20 protein-coding genes and 1 pseudogene are annotated in these 15,973 nt (G+C 51.6%); 6 read left to right on the top strand and 15 right to left on the bottom strand.

The annotated features are described in order from the left end of the window. The first annotated feature begins 6 nt into the window (after nucleotides 1-6). The 3 genes and pseudogenes from trkA (at nucleotide 7) to PLD04_05590 (ending at nucleotide 3,668) form a co-directional block, all read left to right on the top strand. Nucleotides 7-1,341 carry a Trk system potassium transporter TrkA gene (trkA, locus tag PLD04_05580; GenBank protein ID HXK67794.1) on the top strand — a complete coding sequence of 445 codons (1,335 nt, stop codon included), beginning with the start codon at nucleotides 7-9 and terminating at the stop codon, nucleotides 1,339-1,341. Nucleotides 1,342-1,343: 2 nt separating this feature from the next. Then, entirely contained in the window at nucleotides 1,344-2,798 is a 1,455-nt protein-coding gene (locus PLD04_05585) for a potassium transporter TrkG (GenBank protein HXK67795.1), read from the top strand. 276 nt (nucleotides 2,799-3,074) lie between these two features. Further along, nucleotides 3,075-3,668 (top strand): annotated as a pseudogene (locus PLD04_05590) (peptide-methionine (S)-S-oxide reductase). A gap of 10 nt (nucleotides 3,669-3,678) precedes the next feature. Here PLD04_05590 and PLD04_05595 read toward each other — a convergent pair. Further along, nucleotides 3,679-4,476 (bottom strand): hypothetical protein, encoded by a 798-nt coding sequence (locus tag PLD04_05595; protein HXK67796.1) that lies wholly within the window; start codon nucleotides 4,474-4,476, stop codon nucleotides 3,679-3,681. 177 nt (nucleotides 4,477-4,653) lie between these two features. On the opposite strand from PLD04_05595, the gene PLD04_05600 reads away from it, so the two are divergent. After that, a complete protein-coding gene (locus PLD04_05600; GenBank protein HXK67797.1) occupies nucleotides 4,654-5,949 on the top strand; it encodes an HD domain-containing protein in 1,296 nt (431 codons plus the stop codon). A gap of 122 nt (nucleotides 5,950-6,071) precedes the next feature. Here PLD04_05600 and PLD04_05605 read toward each other — a convergent pair whose 3' ends face one another. Beyond that, a complete protein-coding gene (locus tag PLD04_05605; GenBank protein ID HXK67798.1) occupies nucleotides 6,072-8,132 on the bottom strand; it encodes a S9 family peptidase in 2,061 nt (686 codons plus the stop codon). Between the two features lie 116 nt (nucleotides 8,133-8,248). Here PLD04_05605 and rplU point away from each other — a divergent pair, with 116 nt between their 5' ends. Both rplU and rpmA read left to right on the top strand, forming a co-directional pair. Continuing rightward, the gene (rplU, locus tag PLD04_05610) at nucleotides 8,249-8,560 is read left to right on the top strand and encodes a 50S ribosomal protein L21 (GenBank protein ID HXK67799.1); all 312 of its coding nucleotides are present in this window, start codon (nucleotides 8,249-8,251) and stop codon (nucleotides 8,558-8,560) included. 2 nt (nucleotides 8,561-8,562) lie between these two features. Continuing rightward, nucleotides 8,563-8,823, top strand: a complete 261-nt coding sequence (rpmA, locus tag PLD04_05615; protein HXK67800.1) for a 50S ribosomal protein L27 — start codon at nucleotides 8,563-8,565, stop codon at nucleotides 8,821-8,823. A 654-nt stretch (nucleotides 8,824-9,477) separates the two neighbouring features. Here rpmA and PLD04_05620 read toward each other — a convergent pair. From PLD04_05620 to PLD04_05680, 13 genes are all read right to left on the bottom strand, one after another. Further along, nucleotides 9,478-9,687 carry a hypothetical protein gene (locus PLD04_05620; protein ID HXK67801.1) on the bottom strand — a complete coding sequence of 70 codons (210 nt, stop codon included), beginning with the start codon at nucleotides 9,685-9,687 and terminating at the stop codon, nucleotides 9,478-9,480. A 45-nt stretch (nucleotides 9,688-9,732) separates the two neighbouring features. Beyond that, nucleotides 9,733-10,266, bottom strand: a complete 534-nt coding sequence (locus PLD04_05625; GenBank protein ID HXK67802.1) for a DUF1697 domain-containing protein — start codon at nucleotides 10,264-10,266, stop codon at nucleotides 9,733-9,735. A gap of 21 nt (nucleotides 10,267-10,287) precedes the next feature. Continuing rightward, on the bottom strand, nucleotides 10,288-10,650 hold the full coding sequence (locus tag PLD04_05630; protein HXK67803.1) for a cupin domain-containing protein: 363 nt from the start codon (nucleotides 10,648-10,650) through the stop codon (nucleotides 10,288-10,290). A 34-nt stretch (nucleotides 10,651-10,684) separates the two neighbouring features. Further along, nucleotides 10,685-11,185, bottom strand: a complete 501-nt coding sequence (locus PLD04_05635; GenBank protein ID HXK67804.1) for a hypothetical protein — start codon at nucleotides 11,183-11,185, stop codon at nucleotides 10,685-10,687. 47 nt (nucleotides 11,186-11,232) lie between these two features. After that, the gene (locus tag PLD04_05640; protein ID HXK67805.1) at nucleotides 11,233-11,988 is read right to left on the bottom strand and encodes a type II CAAX endopeptidase family protein; all 756 of its coding nucleotides are present in this window, start codon (nucleotides 11,986-11,988) and stop codon (nucleotides 11,233-11,235) included. Between the two features lie 125 nt (nucleotides 11,989-12,113). Further along, nucleotides 12,114-12,389: a hypothetical protein gene (locus PLD04_05645; GenBank protein HXK67806.1), complete on the bottom strand. Its 276-nt coding sequence runs from the start codon at nucleotides 12,387-12,389 to the stop codon at nucleotides 12,114-12,116. Nucleotides 12,390-12,445: 56 nt separating this feature from the next. Further along, on the bottom strand, nucleotides 12,446-12,703 hold the full coding sequence (locus tag PLD04_05650) for a ribosomal protein L7/L12 (protein ID HXK67807.1): 258 nt from the start codon (nucleotides 12,701-12,703) through the stop codon (nucleotides 12,446-12,448). A gap of 33 nt (nucleotides 12,704-12,736) precedes the next feature. Beyond that, nucleotides 12,737-13,195: a heme-binding domain-containing protein gene (locus PLD04_05655; GenBank protein HXK67808.1), complete on the bottom strand. Its 459-nt coding sequence runs from the start codon at nucleotides 13,193-13,195 to the stop codon at nucleotides 12,737-12,739. 136 nt (nucleotides 13,196-13,331) lie between these two features. After that, nucleotides 13,332-13,706 carry a hypothetical protein gene (locus PLD04_05660; protein HXK67809.1) on the bottom strand — a complete coding sequence of 125 codons (375 nt, stop codon included), beginning with the start codon at nucleotides 13,704-13,706 and terminating at the stop codon, nucleotides 13,332-13,334. Between the two features lie 26 nt (nucleotides 13,707-13,732). Then, nucleotides 13,733-14,077, bottom strand: a complete 345-nt coding sequence (locus PLD04_05665; protein ID HXK67810.1) for a hypothetical protein — start codon at nucleotides 14,075-14,077, stop codon at nucleotides 13,733-13,735. Nucleotides 14,078-14,092: 15 nt separating this feature from the next. Continuing rightward, entirely contained in the window at nucleotides 14,093-14,452 is a 360-nt protein-coding gene (locus PLD04_05670) for a hypothetical protein (protein HXK67811.1), read from the bottom strand. Nucleotides 14,453-14,461: 9 nt separating this feature from the next. Beyond that, nucleotides 14,462-14,758, bottom strand: coding sequence for a hypothetical protein (locus PLD04_05675; protein ID HXK67812.1), 297 nt, complete (start codon nucleotides 14,756-14,758; stop codon nucleotides 14,462-14,464). 153 nt (nucleotides 14,759-14,911) lie between these two features. Next, on the bottom strand, nucleotides 14,912-15,970 hold the full coding sequence (locus PLD04_05680) for a hypothetical protein (protein HXK67813.1): 1,059 nt from the start codon (nucleotides 15,968-15,970) through the stop codon (nucleotides 14,912-14,914). Nucleotides 15,971-15,973 lie beyond the last annotated feature (3 nt).

Consider the following 15,973-nt stretch of genomic DNA (forward strand, 5'->3'; position numbering starts at 1 on the left):
CATCTTATGCCGAATATCATCATCGGAGCCGGGGAGGTTGGTTACTCCCTCGCCACCATGCTTGCCAGGGAAAATCGTGATGTTGTGGTAATCGATACCAACGAGGAAGCCCTGCTGAGAATATCAGACCATGTCGATGCCCAGACCATTGTGGGCCATGGCGCCAGCATTAACACTCTTAAGCATGCCGGCATTGCGGAAGCGGAAATGGTTGTCGCCGTAACGGACCTGGACGAAGTCAACATGATTGCGGCCATGACAGCAAAACGGCTTGGAGTCCCCATGACGGTAGCCCGGGTTCGTGATCCTGTCTATCTCCAGGGAACAAGGGTAATTTTCCGCGATATTCTCGGGATTGACCTGGTCATCAATCCAAGCATGGTCACTGCGGCGAAACTGGCTGCCATCTCCCGTAGTCCCGGTGCCATGGAGATCGAAGACTATGCGGATGGACTGATCAAGTTCATGCACTTCACTCTGGATCAGAGCTTCCTTTACCTGGATATGCCGTTAAAGAGCTTCCCGGTACCGGAGCATTTCATCATCGCGGCTATCCTGCGTGAAGGAGAACTCATTATTCCCAGTGGAAATGACATCCTGGCAGAGGATGACACAGTTTACGTCATCTCCAAGTCGGAGAAAGCCGAGCAGGTCAGGCTTCTCTTCGGGGGAAGTGAAATCAGGACCCGCAGGGTCGCAATTGCCGGAGGCGGAAGAGTCGGCCAGCTCACGGCCCGGTTACTCGAACGGGAAAAGATCGACGTCAAGCTGATCGAGCGGGACTATGAACGGTGTGAAGAGCTCGCAGCGGAGCTGGCACGCACAAGGGTCATCCATGGAGAATGTACGGATGTCGCACTCCTGAAAGAAGAAAAGATCGACAAGTGCGATCTGCTCATCGCCGCCACAGAGGATGATTCCACCAACATTATTTCCTGTCTCCTCGCCAAGGAACTGGGGACATTCAAAGTGGCCTCGCTGGTCCGCAAGGCCGATTTTGCCGCCTTTGTGGAGCGATTCGGAATCGATGTAGGTGTTTCGCCCCGTCTGCTGACCGCAAACATGATTTTCAAGCATCTTCGAACCGGGCAGGTAGTATCGATCGCGAAGCTGGTGGACGGAAAGGGCGAAGTCCTGGAACTGATTGCCTCGGAAGGTTGCAAAGCCTCAGGTCACTCGATGAAGGATCTTAATTTTCCTAAAGGTGCGATTGTGGCAGCGGTTCAGAAGAAAAAGGGAATCCTCATTCCCAGGGGCGCCGACCGGATCGATCCGGGGGATCACGTCATTGTTCTGGTCAAACCAGAAGTCGTGGACGAAGTCGGGGCTCTCTTTTCCTGACCATGAATCTCCGTCTGATCAGCAAGATCCTCGGACTGTTCACCTTTTACACGGGCCTTTTCATGGTCTTTCCCCTGCTCTGGAGTATTCACGACAGGGGACCCGATCGCATCCCGATCCTCCTTTCCATGGTAATCACGGTGGGCCTCGGGGCTATCACCTTTCTCTCCTTTCGAAAGGAACGGGGGGAAATATTCCGAAAAGAAGGAATCTTTATCGTTACGTTCAGCTGGATTATTGCGGCTGCCGTGGGAGCCCTTCCCTACCACTTCACCGGTATTGAAGAATTCCCCACCTACGTGGATTGCTTCTTTGAATCCATGTCCGGATTTACCACTACCGGAGCAAGCGTCCTGACCAATATCGAAGCTCTGCCCCGGGGTATCCTCTTCTGGCGCAGTCTGACCCACTGGCTGGGCGGGATGGGAATCATCGTCCTGTTCATTGCGGTTCTTCCCTTCCTTGGTGTTGGAGGTCGAGAACTCTATCGATCGGAGGTTCCAGGACCGACTCCGGAAGGTCTGCGCCCCCGAATCGCGCAGACCGCCAGGACCTTATGGGTAATCTATGGAGTTCTCACGGTTTTTGAGACGTTATTCCTGATGCTGGCGGGCATGAATTTTTTTGAATCCCTCTGCCACACCTTCGGAACGCTGGCAACCGGCGGGTTTTCCACGCGCAATACCAGCATCGCAGCTTATGACAGTGTTGCCATTGAATCGATCATTATCCTCTTTATGATTGCTGCCGGTGTCAATTTCAGCCTTTATTATCAGGCTATTCAGGGAAGTATTAAAAACATTCTTAAGAATACGGAATTTAAAGTATACATCGGTCTAGTTGCCTTTCTTACCACCTTTACAGCGATCACCCTCCTTCTGGCCCGGAATTATGATACGGTCGGGGAAGCACTCCGATATTCCGGCTTTCAGGTTGTCTCCATTCTGACCACAACCGGATACGCCACAGCCGATTTTGACCTCTGGCCTTCTCTGCTCAGAGTTCTTCTCGTTGTTTTGATGTTCATCGGTGGCTGTGCCGGTTCTACCGGCGGCGGGATGAAAGTTATCCGCATAATCGTCCTGGTAAAAGATGGAATTCGGGAAATTAAACGTACGATCTATCCGCGATCCGTCTTCACGATCAAAGTCGGCGGTGAGATTGTGAAAGATTCCACGGCAGCGGCAATCCGTGGTTTCTTTATCCTCTTCATGCTGATTTTCGTGGCGGCATCTCTGATCATGGCAGGCCTTGGGCTCGACCCTGTCACCGCCGTCACGTCCGTGGCCGCCACCATGGGAAATATCGGCCCCGGCCTGAACCAGATCGGTCCTACCCTCAATTATGCTTTTATCCCGCTGAGCGGAAAGATTCTTCTCTCCTTCTGCATGCTGCTCGGCCGGCTTGAGCTTTTCACGGTGCTTGTCCTGTTAAGTCCCGATTTCTGGAAGCGATAACAATTACATAGATCTCGGGAATGCTGGCTCCTCTCCCCGTGTTCTCAAAGGGATATGAAACACGGGGAAGGTTATCGAACAATCAACGCATTTCTGGCGATTGTACCATGGCTGGCTGCAACGCTGACATTGCTGACATTTACCCATCCGGTACGATCTGATCTTGCATCCCCGGGAGAGAAATCTATGACGCATTCCAAGACACCCGAATTTACAGTTGTTCCGACCCATCTCAAAACCGCGACGTTCTCACTCGGGTGATTCTGGGGCCCCGACTCCCGGTTCGGGAGCTTGAACGGTGTCGTACGAACACGTGTAGGCTATACGGGTGGAACAACCCAACATCCGACATACCACAGTCTGGGTAACCATACGGAGGCAATCCAGATCGATTATGACCCCGATATCATTTCCTATCGTGAGCTGTTAACGATCTTCTGGGAATCCCACAATCCGGAGAGAAAAGCCTGGTCGATACAATACAGGGCTGCAATTTTCACTCACGACGACCATCAGCGTTCAGAGGCAAAAATCTCCCTGGAACAGATTCGCAGGGAAAAAGGCACAGTTTACACGGAAATCCTTCCCCTCGCAACGTTTTATCCGGCGGAAGATTATCACCAGAAATACTACCTTCGTGGAAACCGGGCTCTCGCTTTCTTTCTTCGGGAATCCTTCAACGACCCGGTCACGTTTCGGAACTCGACTCTGGCGGCAAGGCTGAACGCTTATTCAGGCGGTTATCTGAAGGACAACAAACTGATGGCCGCATTACAAAGGGATGGAATCCCTGAGGAAGTGATCGACAGGCTCCGTTCTCTTTTAAACGTGCCCAATTCGAAGCCTCTTACCTGTACCGCTTCTTCCTGATGCGATTCGACTATGGAGCCAGGCCCCTGGAGCATGGCATCTCCAGATGGGCTATGAATTTTTCCGCATTAATCATTACGTCATCCTCTCCGATCTGATCAAAGGGATTTTCAAGATGGTCCTGGATCGTATCAAGACTTACCAGGATTATCGTGAAGAGAACCGGCGTAACATAGGCCAGTACGCCATGGAGTGAACCCGACACTGCAGAAAAGTACGGGCCATAGGCAATGGGAAGGACCACGATAAAAAACTCACTGAAGGTGCGCAGGGTTCGAGGTGTCCGATACTGGTAGATGTGTTTCACACTCTCAAACGCCAGCATCATTTTACTCAGGTATTGATTGCATCGGGAGATCTCCCCGGATGCCAGGCCAAGCTTCCTGAGTGAACGGATATACTTGGAAAGACAGGAAAAAGCCTCCTGAACCTGAATCTCGTTTTCCACCATGGCCGCAAGAGATCCAGTAAAGAGCCTGCGAAGAGCCTCCATGAGGCGGAAGAGATGACCTTTAAGTTCCTGCAGTGATGTTTCATCGATTGTCTCCGGCCAGTCACGCGCCGCAAAATAGATGGCTCGTCCATGGGCTTTGAGAGAACCATAATGGTTCAGAGCATCCTCTCTGCGCTTATACGCACCGCCGATGGAAAAGACAATGGGAAAAACCACCGCCGTAGCGACAAGGGTCAACGGGAAATCCGCAGTGATCTGGTAGGTCCGGCACACATAGGTGGCAAGCACCGCCAGTACTGCAATCAGCAAAGCTCTGAAATTCAGAATAATGGAGATACGGCGGAATATCTTCATCATCGTCCTCCGAAGGGAAGTGTTCCAAGTATACATGAACCCGACAGCACCTATGTCTTCCCGGGGGGAGCCTTCCTGCAGGTCTGGAAACCTGCAGAAAACCATTACCGTATGATATGATGATGCCAGGCGAAGAATGGCGGCATCGTAGCAGAAAATCAAAAAAGGGTGGGCACCGTGAACCAGGATCTTCGAGTATCACTCTTTGAGATTGTTTCCGGAGTGGCGGATATTGCCGACTCCTGTCATCCCGCTCTCAGGGATCACCACGCAAGGGTGGCCCTTCTGTCCTGTTTCATCGGGCGAGAGATGGGACTGGGACAGTCCGTTGAACAGGTGCTCATTCTTGCGGGGCTTCTTCATGACGTTGGAGCTCTCGGCCTGGAGGAGCGACTCGATCTTCTCGAATTTGAAGCCGACTTCGATATCTCTCCCGAGGACACCCACGCGCGGCAGGGAGCATGGCTGGTCGATTCATTTCCTCCTCTTCATGCCGTGTCAAGGCTGATCCGCGATCACCATGCCCGCTGGGATCAGAAAGGTGCTCTGGAAGCCCAGGGATTAACCCCGGCACCGGGCACTTTCATTCTCCACCTTGCGGACCGGGTCTCCGTTCTTCTCAACCGGGATCGTCCGGTAATTCAGCAAGTGGAACACGCCCTTCAACGGGTCATGGAAAGATCCGGGTCAGTTTTCTGGCCGGAAGCCGTCGATGCACTCGGAAATCTGGCCCGGTTCGAACATTTGTGGATGGAAATACTCCATCCCAACGCCCGTGACACGCTGAATCATATGGTTCACCCATGGGAAATCGTGATCGACCTTCCCGGACTCTTCAACCTTGGGGAGATGCTGACTCGTGTCGTTGACTTCCGCAGTCCCTTTACCGCCGGTCACTCACGCACCACCGGCATGGTGGCTGAAAAGTTGTGGCGCCTGGCAGGTTTTTCCGAGGATGAAGGCACCCTGATCGCACTGGCGGGATTTCTTCACGACCTCGGCAAACTGGCCATACCTTCCGAAATTATTGAGAAACCCGCGGGCCTGACATGGGAAGAGCGACAGAGCATGGTCACCCACCCTTACCATACTCACCGTTTTCTGAGAGGGATTAAACCTTTGAGATCGATTGAACCATGGGCCTCGTTTCACCATGAACACATGGATGGGAGCGGGTATCCCTTTCATGTCTCAGCGGAAGACATCCCGATGGAATCCAGAATCATTGCCGTGGCAGACGTATTTACAGCCCTGCAGGAAGACCGACCTTATCGCCAGCCCAGGTCTCCCGGTGCCACTATAAACATGCTGAAATCCATGTCGGAGAGGGGCGCTCTGGACGGGGAAGTGGTGTCTCTGGTTGAAAATAACAGAGATTCCCTTCTCGATGTGCGTCACGAGGCTCGAAAAAAGGCCTCAGAAACCTTTGTAAGCTTCTCCAGTCAGGGTGTATTAACCCAGAAAATGCAGTAGAAGAAATTTCCTGAGGCCTGAAACCCCGTACTATCGACGAACCTGCCCGTTCGTCACTCCATACCCTATGTTCAATACTGCCTCGTCGCTTCTCTCTGTGTGGCCCCTGTCGAGTACGGTATTCAGCGCCCCGCCGCAACCCCTGCCTCATGATCCGGGTTTACATAGCGGTCAAACCAGCTGAAGACCTCGCTCCACCAGATCTTTGCATTTTGCGGCTTCCGAACGAAATGGTCTTCATCCGGGAAATAGAGAAGACGGCTGGGGACACCCAGACGCTGAAGCGCAGTGAAGAAGTGCATGGCCTGGTTTTCAGGAACCCGATAGTCCTTCGCACCCTGGACGATGAGGACGGGGGTTTTCGCATTGGCTACGAAGAGCGATGGGGAGTATTTCATGTAGAGCTCAGGATGTCTGAAGGGATCTCCTTCGAATTCCCATTCGGGGAACCAGAGTTCCTCCGTCGTGCCATACATGGATAACTGATCGTAGACACCATCATGGGATACCAGACATCGGAACCGGTCGGTATGGGTGGCAATCCAGTTCATCATGAAGCCGCCATAGGAGGCGCCCGCCGCTACCAGGCGGTCCCCATCCACGAAGGGAAAGGTCTTTACGACGTAATCAACCCCTGACATGATATCTTCATAAGGCTTCCCTCCCCAGTCCCCGGATATTGCCTCTTTGAACCTGGCACCGTAACCGGTTGAACCCCTGAAATTGGGAGCAAAGACAACATAGCCTGGAGCAGCAAACATCTGCAGGTTCCATCGATAATGGAAATCGTCATCCCAGGCCCCCTGGGGTCCGCCATGAGCAAGGAGTACCATCGGATACTTTTTTTCCGGTTGAAAATCGGGAGGACGCACGAGATACCCATGGATCATCGTCCCATCGAAGGATGGATATCGGACTTCTTCCAGAGAACCCCATGAAATCCCGTCACATCGCTCCCGATTCATAAAGGTAAGTTGACGAAGCGCCCGGGTCTTGATGTCCAGGGCCCACAATTCCCGTGGGGACGTTGAGGACTCAATCACGAGAATGAGAGCTTTACCATCCGGCACAAGGTCCAGGTCGGACACCGTGCGTTTCATCGTCAACTGCGTTACCGATCCGCCGGTGGAAGAAACACTGAAGACTTCCGTGTATCCGTCGCTCCCCGCAAGAAAGTAAATCGTCTTTCCGGTGGGCTCGATGACATATTTATCGACGGACCGATCAAATCCGGCAGTAAGATTAAGTTCCTTGCCATTTTCCAGGTTTCGGACCACCAGTTCCTGTTGATCGGCCTCATACCCGGGATGGCCCATCCGGAGGTACGCCATCCTCGTTCCATCGGGGAAAAACTGTGGAGAATCATCCCAGGCCAAATTGGCTGCGGTCAGCGTCTCATGGTTTCCGGAACGAAGATCGATGAGATCGATATCGTGATTGGTGGATATCGCACTCTTTTCTTCCCGGTTTACAACTGCAGCGACTTTTGATCCATCAGGAGAGATTGCCATGGCATAGGGACCTCCCAGAGCGATGGGAGGAAAAGAGTCTTTTCCAGGAGTCAGATCCAGGGCTTTCCCCGAGGCAAGATCATACATAACGAGATGGCTGACCGTATCGTCCAGCCATTGATTCCAGTGTCGGTAAAAGAGGCTGTCAATGATCTTCGCTTTCGACGGGCGGGATTCATCGCTTTCCACTCGCTTCCGGTTGCACTCCCAATCGGCACCACATTCTGGATAAACCCCCATAAAGAGAAAGAGGCTCTTTCCATCGGGTGCGATGGAAAAGGCATCCACATCCCGCTCGAAGGATGTAACGGGAATGGCCTCCCCTCCTGACATGGCCAGGCTGTAAACACCCACGTGTTCCCCCCGGTCCGATAAGAAGTACAGGATCTTTCCATCCGGTGACCAGGCCGGATCAAATGCGCTTGTGTCGCCGGAAGTCATGGGTTTAATAGACTGATCTGACATGGCATAAAGATAGATAGCTGTACGATGATTATTAGACTCCATGCTGTATTGATCAACGGTGAACGCGATCCGTTGTCCATCGGGAGAGATCACCGGGGAACTGATCCTCTGCATGGCGAAAAGATCATCCACCGTAATGGGGTGATGGGCCGCAGCCTGAAGACTGAACACCTGAAACAGGGAAAGCACGGCAAGAACGAATTTCATGGTTGACCTCCTGAACCTCATCGTTGTCGACCCATGATAGACACATATCCCCTCTTTTGACAACCTCTGGAAATTGTGATACAGTAGCCCTTCCCTTTCCGATAGGAGGAGTGCAGATGTACGCTATTATTGAAACGGGCAGCAAGCAGTACCGCGTTAAGCCCGGCGACACCCTGGCCATTGAAATCACGCCTTCCGATGAAGGCAAGGTTATCTTTGATCGCGTTCTCGCGGTGAAGAAGGAAGACGATCTGCAGATCGGGCGTCCCGTCCTGGACGGAGTCACGGTTGTGGGGTCGGTTCTTCAGGAGTTCAAGGCGGACAAGATCATCGTTTTCAAAAAGAAACGCCGGAAACAGTACAAAAGGACTCGAGGCCACCGGCAGCAGCTTCTGAAGATAAAAATCGAGTCGATTGAAGGAGTGTAACCATGGCGCACAAGAAAGGACAGGGTAGCAGCCGGAACGGAAGAGATTCCAACCCTCAGTTTCTGGGTGTTAAGCGTTTCGCCGGCCAGTTTGTGACCGGAGGCTCCATCCTGGTCCGCCAGCGCGGAACAAGGTTTAAACCGGGCCTCAATGTCGGCCGTGGAAAAGACGACACCCTCTTCGCCAAGGTTGACGGATACGTTCACTTTGAAAACCGTGGACGTCTGGGCCGGTTTATCAGCATTCAGGCTGACAAAGCATAGTTTCGCTTTACTATTTCGTGAACAGACTGCCTGCAGATTCCTGCAGGCAGTTTTTTGTCATTCCAGAAAGGAACGGCAGGATAGGTTTTACCGTTTCGGCAAAAACCAATGCACGTACCCGCAGTACTCACACACGTAACACGTAGCCGTCGCATTGGCCCAGTCCAGACTGAAAAAGGAAGCGACAGCCGTGTTCAGTTGACCCTCCCTTTTCCAGAAACGATCCCTCTTGCAGATCTCACAATGAAGTGAGATGTCACCCGGGAAGATGAAGACCTCTTCCGGCTCTTTGCTGTCGAACAATCCCATGGTTTTTCCCTTCCTTTCCACCGGATGAACTCCGGTTCTGATGGATAATCAGACGAATTTGCCGGCTCACCTTCTGAACCATCCCCAGGGGAGTATACGGGGAACCCTCCGGCTGTATTCTCGATACGCTTCTCCAAACAATTCCTCCAGGTATTCCTCTTCTCTTGACACCAATCCTGAAACAACCCCGTACATAAATAACGGAGTTGTCAGGATCAGCCAGCTTTTAAGGATCAATGAGATCCCTGGGACAAGAAAGACAATCCAGGAGGCATACAGAGGGTGACGGCAGCAACGATAGATTCCCTCTGTGACAAGGTGTCCGCGGTTATAGGCCCGCTGAACTTACACGACGGAGATCAGCAAGAAAGGAATCCCGATAAGGATGAAAAAAATGCCAGTTCCCTGGATAAGCCGTTGCGGAAGAAACTCCATTCGAAAGACCGGAGCAAACGACAGATCCACAACCAGCATGATTCCGCCATAGAGTATGGAGAACACTGCAAGGAGAGGTCCAACGCCCCAGCGGCTCATTCGTGGAATCTTTCGCTTCACAAACTCCCTCCTACCCTGCAACCATTTCCCGCTTCATACTTGTTCTTACTCAACTATGGCTCGAATGGCTGTGAGCGTGCGCCAGTTTCGCGCGGTCGCGGGAGTTCTAAGAACGGATTCGACCCGGGCTGCCAGTGAGGATTTTCCGATTCCGTCCGGTGCATGAAGATAAAAGACCCGGTCATTCAGGGAGAATTTCTCGCTGTTCTTTCTTATCCGTTCAAGGGATTTCAGATCGGGGGTCTGGATACCGTGCAGGAGGAAGAATAGGTGGAGCGTGGCAGGCATGGATTCTGCTTCCGGAAAAGGGTTGTCCTCCATTGCTATTTTTAATTCTTCAGGCGAGAGAACCACAACATCAGGCTCAAAACCGGAATGATCCCAAATGGACTTGCGTATCAGTTCACCCAGCGCACCAGGGTCATCGGATTCATGAAAAAAGACAACGTTCCCGCTCTGAATATAGGTTCGCACATTCCGGGCACCACACTGTTTCATATGTTCCCGAAGATCCTGCATGCGAAGAAGATTCCGCCCGCCCACGTTAATCCCTCGAAAGAGAGCGATCCATACATTCATGGATTTGTGCTGTCCTTTCATTCAGATCCGCTCCGGATTTTTCACCGTGCGATCGTCCTGAACCGTACCCGTATTGAGTGTCCCTGCAGGTTCAAAGAGGAGAACATGAACCTCATCGGACGCTTCGGGACAGTGCTCCGTTCCTCTGGGTACGATTATAAATTCACCTTCCCGGATGGTCCTGGAAAAGTTTCGGAACTTCATGGTAAATGAGCCATGAAGAACAAGAAACAGTTCGTCTCCCTCGTTATGGGAGTGCCAGGTGAATAAACCTTGAAACTTCACGAGCCGGACGTGCTGTCCATTGAGTTCTCCCACGATCTTCGGATCCCAGAATGAGGAAAAGGCAGACAGCTTCTCCTCAAGGTTCACCACTTCACACATAATTCACCTCCTGGCCTCCGATCGGGGTTCGGATTTATCCTGCACCAACCGGCATCCTCTTCAGATAGTTCCAGTACCCCTTCAATGCTCGATAGGCCACCCACAGATAGAGAATTCCTCCCAGAATCATCGGTCCATAGATCAGGGCCACGGCGACGGGAGGCACGACCGCGGCAAAGAGCAGCCCTAAAGCGAAAATAAGTGCAGTCACTATGAAAATCAGAAGCATGGTGCTGAAGGTCATCGCGTTCCAGACAAGATGGGAGGCAAACCACCGATCCGGACGAACGGGACGAATCATTGCGGCCCAGAATAACCATGCGTAGTGATAGAGGGTTATGGAACCCATGACAAAGAACAACATCCCGATTCCCGTTTTCGGAAGATAACCCGCTACCAGGAGAGCGAACCAGGCCAGAAAGGCAACGACAAGGAAGTACGCTACATGGCCAAAAAGAAGTTCGATCGCTGAAGGGTCGGATTGCTCGGTCGTATTCAGCGACTGCTCCAGGAATGTGTTCATCCAGGCTCGCATGCATCCCTCCTGGCCGAAACTCTAATCGATGTTTCCATTACGCAGCTTCACCACCCAAATGGAAGGATGGCTCCTTCATGAACATGAAAGGCAACTTCGACAAAAGCGATAAAGTTCCAGAGAGAATGGAGAATCATGGTGACATAGGTAGATCCGGAAAGAATCCGTGCCAGCCCGAGCATGACGCCGCCCGCAAAGATCGTCAGGATCCCGTATAGATCGTATTGAAAATGCAGTACGGACCATCCGGCGGCCGTGAGGACCACTGCCCAGGCTGGCCCCCAACGGCTCTGGATACCGGGAAGGAGAAACCCCCTGAATAAAGCCTCCTCAAAAAGAGGAGCCGCAAAGACAACGGCCAGAAACAACAGGCTCCTGGATCCCGCCGTTTCAAACATGGTGACCATGACATCGGGAACGATGGGTTTATTCAACAGTACAGTAAGGACATCCGAGAGGATCGCAAAGGTGATCGTAGCCCCAATCCAGAAGGCAAAGACACGCAGGGATACGGACGAAAGGTTAAGGTATTCAAGAGGTTTCCTGCGGCGCTTCATCCAGGAGAAGAGGTAGATCATCCCGATCGCGGGAAAGGTGGAAACAAGGGAGGCCACCGCCATCACGAGCCCACTGGACGCCATCCAGGTCACATTTTGTTCAAAATCAACATTCGGGTACTGCACCTGGTGCAAAACCAGGAAAGCAACCGCCACCACCGTATTAAAAATAAGAAAGACCGCCAGAACGACCAGTGAAAGCCACAAAGAGCTCCAGGCTCCCCAGCGCTCTATATTCGTTGACACTTCCCCTGGAATTCCCCCTTCACCGGTGTTTAAAGTACTTTTGAGGGACCCCAATTCTGATCGATCTGAAACCGAATTCAACATCTCCGGATCATGGCTCATGGATTGCGTCCATCATATCACCATCACTCATCAGAAGGGGTGAACGTCCAGGTTCTGTCGTGAAAACACACTGAAATCCCATTCTCCAGGGTATGGCGCTCCAGTTCTGGTACATCGATCGTTTCCTCAGGAGAAAAATGAACCGTACCCGCAGCATAGGTGTATCCGATCCTCACTTCTCCCATCAAAAACTGGACATACGATCCGCTTCCACAGCCCGGGCATGTGTGATGCACGGTCTTCAGAAGAGACCAGTAACCGGAGCAGTGATTCAGGAATGTCTCAAGGGAGGATTTCATGCCGCAATTCCAGCATGGAATGTAGATGTCACCGTTCATGGCACGGTGTCCGCACACTACAGCTCCTTCTGTATCTCTTCAACCTTTTCCTTCGCTTCCTTCAGGCCAACATGATACATTTCACGATACAGTTTAATCGCCTGGATTTTGTATCCCTCGCGCATGAGGTGTCTGATATCCTCCATGGTTGCGTTCTCCGCATCAGGGTACATCCCGCGCTCTTTCAATTTTTTCGTATCACCCCCGGATTTCAGGATAGATATGACGACAAGAAAAACGATAACAGCGACAATCCAGGGGTAAAGATCTTTCATTGAAAACCTCCGGAACGTCTGTATCGGACAGGTCTAGTCATCTTCACGTTCATTTCCGGGCCTTTCTTCCCGCTCCGGGAAGGTGGCTGCCAGGCCCCTGACAAATTGCCCCCGCCCCTCATCGGATAACCGGGCTTCCGAATGTCCCAACCGATACATCAGCGGCGGCATGTCTCCATCCCGAACCTCATCGGCAGCGTCCTGTCCTCGATTTTTCTTCTGAACACCCCACAGAGACACGTTGAAATGTTCGCGTCCTTCTTGCACATCGTGCTGAACCAGCCACGAAACGGGGGCCACCCTGCTGTACCAGGGCCATTTCGTCTCATGGCTGTGACAGTCGGCACAGGCAACCACGAAGAACGCCCTCGTCTGGGCCGAATCCCAATCCGGTTCAGAGACAACCGGCGGGTTCACATGGTTCCTTCCGTATGGTATGAACTGAATGGCAATTATGAGAAAAATGAGTACAACAAAAATCTTCCATTTCATCGGGCTGTCCTTTCCTGCCTCTCAATCCGGCGCCCTGCAAGCTGGCAGGGGCATAACGTGCGGGATTTTCTATCTAAGTATATCGTACTGAGAGCGATTGAAAGGCCTCAATCGGAAGAACTCTTCCGGACAGAATTCATTCGGGAAGCCACAACCAGGATTCGACGGTAGCATCGATGGGGGGCAGGTGTTGAATCGTCCCATCCTCTGCTTCAACCCACGGAGCCGGATATCCCGGAGTATAGGTTACGACCAGGACGGTCTTGCCGTCGCTGTACCGGACATTCCGCTGAACATCCATTGCGTGGAGATCGTATTGTGTCGGTTTTCCCGTAATAGCCGCCACCCTCTTCTCGAGGTCGGTCCGTGTCATTCCCACTTCTATGGAAATATCACGAAGCGGGCTGGAAATGGAATCAACACCACTCTCTCTTGAAATCGGCATACAGGCAAAGATGGTGAACAAAAGAATGAGGAACGTCAGGTGCGAGACGACTCTCGAATCATGCATACGCTCCTCTCGCTTGGGGATTCCTTCTACAAGGCGAAGTTCATGATGGCCAGCAACACAAAAATGACAAGGGCAAGATTCAGGGGCACAACATAATGATAAAAAAGTGGGCCCACTCTTCCGTCCTCCTCCCGGGTCAGCCGTGCATACTCATGCAGATATTTGAGGATCATCCAGCGAAGCCAGACGATGTTGACACGCATGCCCCGTCTCTGGAGATCCGCTGCAATCAAAATAGCTGCGACGACAGCCCAGATAACACAGACAACACCAAGACCGATAAGAATTCCCATGGTACCTCCCTGGATTCTGATCCCATCCACCACTCCTGAAATCAACCACCCTTCCATTGTAGCCTGAATATTGGTCATGATTTGAATTTCAAATCACATGAGAAAGGCAGAAACAACTAGTGCAGCCATCAGCCCCGGAATCAGACAGGCCAGTACACGCAATATGGTGATAGCGCGTCCGCTGCTTCTTCTTAGAAAGAGAAGTTCCGCCAATGCTGACACCCATACGATTATGGTTACAGGAAGGGCAAAGATAAGTACGCCAATCATTTCCCATTTCTCAGAATATGCACGGTTCGTCCAGACTTCCAGGGTAAAAAACGAAACAAGAACCAGTCCTATCATCCAGAACAGGTTCACCAGGTAGAGAAGCCACAGTTGTCTGTATCGTGCTCCAAGAAACAGGAAAAGTACAAAGACCGAGAGTGTCAGTATCGCAACCAGGTAAATCATTAAAAGATGTCAGACATTCCCCGCCTCTTCCTCGCGAATCCTCTGCTGGGTCCTGTTCCAGTAGAGAATCCCCAGAGGCAGAAGGATCGAGTACGGAACCCAGAGAAAATAACGCCAGGGTGACGGCAGGACAAACAACAGCACAAGAAAGATAATGGCGGCGATCCAGCCAATGATGGAAGCCCTGATCGCAAAGGCTCGCTCCTTCGGTCCCAAAGTATTGCGGATCGAAGCATATGTACCGATGAGTCCGCCAATAACCCCGATCACGCAGCCAATGATTCCCCCAATCAATCCAGGATTCATCACGCAACTCCCTTCTTTCCAAATATTATCGACGTCAATCTCGAAATACTGAACATTGGATGCATCTCTTCTGGTATACGCATTATAAAGGGAATTCATTCGATATCGTGCGATCTTGATTTTTTTCAGATCGCCTGCTCATGAAGGACACTCTCAATTCTCCGATGACGGATCGGTGGCATTCACGGCCTTTTTGCTTTTTGTATAGTGTCCGGTGAGAACCTGGAAAAGTGATTCCGGAAATATAGCCTCGATTTCATCCAGTCGTTTTAAGCCAAAGATAAACGAGATCGCAATAGGATCCGTTCTGTAATCCGTATGTCCCTCATAAAAGCCATACCGCATGATGTAGTAGGGTGCCATTTCACTGAAATGGATGGTTGTCAATCGTTCCCGCAGTTCCGTAAATTGTGTCTGGGACAGGAAACCATATCTCGTTTTGAGAAGTGCTTCTTCATCCGGTAAAAGGTCACTATGTACTGAAATATCAAATCTTCCCTGAATTTCATCCTGAAAAATGGAGATTTGCCACCCTTTTGTGCCCTGTGCGTCCAGCTTGACTATTCTTCCGTTGTACAACAGGCGTGGAATCCGATCCCAGAATCGAGCCCAGTTTCCAGACTCGATTTCCATGAGCAGGATATTCCACACATGGAAAAGAGGTTTCGCCATATCTGGGTGCGTGAATCCCAGCCCGGCAACAAGCCGGTTATCGCCTTTCAATACGCTGAGGATATCCTCATCTGACGCTAAAAAACCCGCATAGGACAGCGCCCCTGGATGTCCGATACAATCGATCAGGGCAATCGGAAAACCCGTAATCTCTTCCTTACGATCCAGATCGGATTCAGAATGGAGCCCGGTCTGGGCCATGACCGGGAAATCCCCTCTATCCACCTCCAGCTGGCGGTCCTTACCAAAGATGCTTCCTACTCTACTGCTGTAATGCAAAGGAGTTCCATCTTCAACCGTAACAGGTATAAGAAGGTAATTCGAATCCCGGGTCATGGCGGTAACGATCTCGTCGCCCATAAAGGTATAAGGAGAAGGCAGACCGGGTGCATGGTTCAGAATCTCCGGATAAAGCGGGTAGGTTTTTCCCTCGAACACGACCGCAGCAGTCGAATCGGAATCCTGAGAAACAACGGAAACGGATGTCCAGACAGTTAGAAAGATAAGGAACCCGTAGATCATCCATGAATGACTCTTCACGGA

This window comes from Thermoanaerobaculia bacterium, from assembly GCA_035593605.1.
In the GTDB taxonomy this organism is placed as follows: domain Bacteria; phylum Acidobacteriota; class Thermoanaerobaculia; order UBA2201; family DAOSWS01; genus DAOSWS01.